The organism is Dietzia sp. DQ11-44, from assembly GCF_014145205.1.
Lineage (GTDB): Bacteria > Actinomycetota > Actinomycetes > Mycobacteriales > Mycobacteriaceae > Dietzia > Dietzia natronolimnaea.
The window spans coordinates 1-2,884 of sequence record NZ_JAALEC010000005.1; the positions used below are offsets into that span (position 1 = coordinate 1).

Genomic DNA, 2,884 nt, shown 5'->3' on the forward strand with positions numbered 1-2,884 from the left:
CCAGCTGGACGCGGACGCCGCCGGGTTCTTCGCGATCGTGCACCCGGCGCTGCCGCATGTGCGCGCGGTGGGCGGCACCGTCGTCGTCGTCACCACCGCCGCCACCACCCGCTACCCGGTCCGGGACGGCCTGTCCGCGGTCCCCAAGAGCGCGGTCGAGCAGCTGGTGCGGGGCCTGGCGGCGGAGGAGGGCCGGTTCGGGGTCCGTGTGAACTGCGTGGGCCCGGGGATGCTCACCGACGGGATGTCCGAGAGGCTCATCTCCTCCGGCGACCTCGACGACCGCGCACTCGAGGTCACCCGCCGCAACATCCCGCTGCGACGGTTCGGGACCGCGGTGGACGTCGCCGAGGCCGTGGCGTTCCTCGCCTCCGACCGGGCGGGCTTCATCTCCGGCCAGAAACTCGACGTCGACGGTGGTTACGGCGTCTGAACGGCGGAGGCGACGGCGTCTGGACGACGGTGGTGACGGCGTCTGAATCCGATCCGGCGAGCGGGTCCGGTACAGTACCAACCAAGCACTTGCTAGGTAAGGAGATCCCCAGCTCATGACCGACGCACCCATCCCCCCGGTCCTCGGTGTCGACGACCTCGGCCCGGACACGCAGCCGGTCGCCTACGAGGTCACGGGCGGCACCGCCTACGTCACGCTCAACCGCCCCGACTTCCGCAACGCGCAGAACTCGGTCATGACGTACTCGCTGGACAACGCCTTCATCAGGGCCGTGGAGGACGACGCGGTCAAGGTGATCGTCCTGCGGGCCAACGGCAAGCACTTCTCGGCCGGCCACGACATCGGCACCACCGAGCGCGACCACCACGTGGAGTACCCCAACCGCGCCTCGATCTGGTGGGACCACACCACCCGCGGCGGCGGCGACCGGCGGCTGGCCCGCGAGACCGAGGTCTACGTCCAGATGTGTCGCCGCTGGCGCGAGATCCCCAAGCCGATGATCGCCCAGGTGCACGGCGCGTGCATCGCCGGCGGCCTGATGCTGGCGTGGATCTGCGACTTCATCGTGGCCTCCGACGACGCGTTCTTCTCCGACCCGGTGGTCAAGATGGGGATCCCCGGTGTCGAGTACTTCGCCCACGCCTTCGTCCTGGGCCCCCGCCGTGCCAAGGAGATCCTCTACACCGGTCGCAGATTCGGTGCGGCCGAGGCGCTGGACTGGGGCATGCTCAACCACGTCGTGCCGCGCGAGGAGCTGCAGGCGAAGGTCGACGAGATCGCCGGTGAGATCGCCGCAATGCCCGCCTTCGGCCTGACCCTGGCCAAGAAGGTCATCAATTCGAACGAGGACCAGATGGGCCTGCAGACCTCGCTGGACACGGCGTTCGGCTGGCACATGTTCGCCCACTCGGCCAACGCGGAGCCCGACGACACCGACTCGTTCTCCGCCTCCCTCGGCGGGATGGACGCGCGCTCGATGCGCGACAGCGCCAACACGGGTTCGACCGGCGGCCCCGCCCCGACCGGCGAGCGGAAGGGCTGACGCCGTGGATCTGGATCTGGACGCCTCGACACAGGAGTTCCGCCTCGAGGTGCGCGACTGGCTCGCCGAGAACGTGCCGTCCGAGCCGCTCCCACACATGGACACCCGCGAGGGCTTCGAGGCCCACCGCGAGTGGGAGCGCAAGATGGCCGACGCCCGCATGTCGGTCGTGTCGTGGCCCGAGGAGTTCGGCGGCCGCGACTGCGGACTGGTCAACTGGGTGGTCTTCGAGGAGGAGTACTTCCGCGCGGGCGCACCCCTGCGGGTGAGCCAGAACGGCATCTTCCTGCTCGCACCGACCCTGTTCGATCACGCGACCCCCGAGCAGTTGGCGCACATCATGCCGCGCATGGCCCGCGCCGACGACATCTGGGCGCAGGCCTGGTCCGAGCCGGAGGCGGGGTCCGACCTGGCGTCGCTGCGCTCGACGGCTACGCGTGTGGACGGCGGCTGGCTGCTCAGCGGCCAGAAGGTGTGGTCCACCCGCGCCTCGTTCGCCGACAAGGGTTTCGGGCTGTTCCGCACCGACCCGGACGAGCCCCGCCACAAGGGCCTGACCTACTTCATGTTCGACCTGCGGGCCGAGGGCGTCACCGTGCGTCCGATCGACCAGCTCGACGGCCTGCCCGGCTTCGCCGAGCTGTTCCTCGAGAACGTCTTCGTCGCGGATGATCCCGCCGACCCCGCCTCCTCCGGCGTGATCGGGGAGGTCAACCAGGGCTGGAAGGTGGCGATGTCCACCGCCAACAACGAGCGCGGCCTCTCCCTGCGCTCGCCCGGCCGGTTTCTCGCCACCACCGACCGACTGCTCGAGCTGTGGGGCTCCCACCGGGCGGACCTCGACGACCGCACCCGCGGCGCCCTCGCCGACCGGGTGGTCGACGCGTGGATCGGCTCGCGCGCCTACGAGCTGAGCACCTGGAACACGGTCACCACGCTCACCGGCGGCGCCAACCTGGGCTTCGAGTCCTCGATCAACAAGGTCTTCTGGTCGGACTGGGACATCGCCACCCACGAGACCGCCCTGGACCTGCTCGGCACGGCCGGCGAACTCGCCGGGGAGCAGTGGATGGACGGATACCTGTTCGCCCTCGCCGGGCCGATCTACGCCGGCACCAACGAGGTCCAGAAGAACATCATCGCCGAGCGCCTCCTCGGCCTTCCGCGCGGCTGACGGGACACGGAGCACCATGAGATTCGCACTCGACCCCGAGATCACCGACTTCGCGGCGAGCATCGACTCGCTGCTGACACGGTCCGACATGCCGTCGGTCATCCGCGCCTGGAGCGCGGGTGACACCGGCCCCGGCACCGCCGTGTGGGGCAGGGTCGCCGAGACCGGCGCCGCGGCCCTGCTCATCGACGAGGACGCCGGCGGGGCCGGGGCC

Annotated in this window: 3 protein-coding genes and 1 pseudogene; all 4 read left to right on the forward strand. The window is 70.3% G+C overall.

Translation table 11 applies throughout. From position 1 onward, the window contains the following. Nucleotides 1-433, forward strand: a 433-nt coding sequence (locus tag G6018_RS00105) for an SDR family oxidoreductase (RefSeq protein ID WP_182638411.1), incomplete at its 5' end; no start/stop codon positions are given. Between the two features lie 115 nt (nucleotides 434-548). Further along, on the forward strand, nucleotides 549-1,496 hold the full coding sequence (locus G6018_RS00110; RefSeq protein WP_182638412.1) for an enoyl-CoA hydratase: 948 nt from the start codon (nucleotides 549-551) through the stop codon (nucleotides 1,494-1,496). A gap of 4 nt (nucleotides 1,497-1,500) precedes the next feature. Then, entirely contained in the window at nucleotides 1,501-2,670 is a 1,170-nt protein-coding gene (locus G6018_RS00115; protein ID WP_182638413.1) for an acyl-CoA dehydrogenase family protein, read from the forward strand. A gap of 16 nt (nucleotides 2,671-2,686) precedes the next feature. Next, nucleotides 2,687-2,884, forward strand: a pseudogene (locus G6018_RS00120) (acyl-CoA dehydrogenase); the annotation flags it as partial.

What these genes read in the sequence shown, in the direction of transcription:
- G6018_RS00110 (WP_182638412.1), top strand. Translation starts at nt 549, where the DNA reads ATGACCGACGCACCCATCCCCCCGGTCCTCGGTGTCGACGACCTCGGC.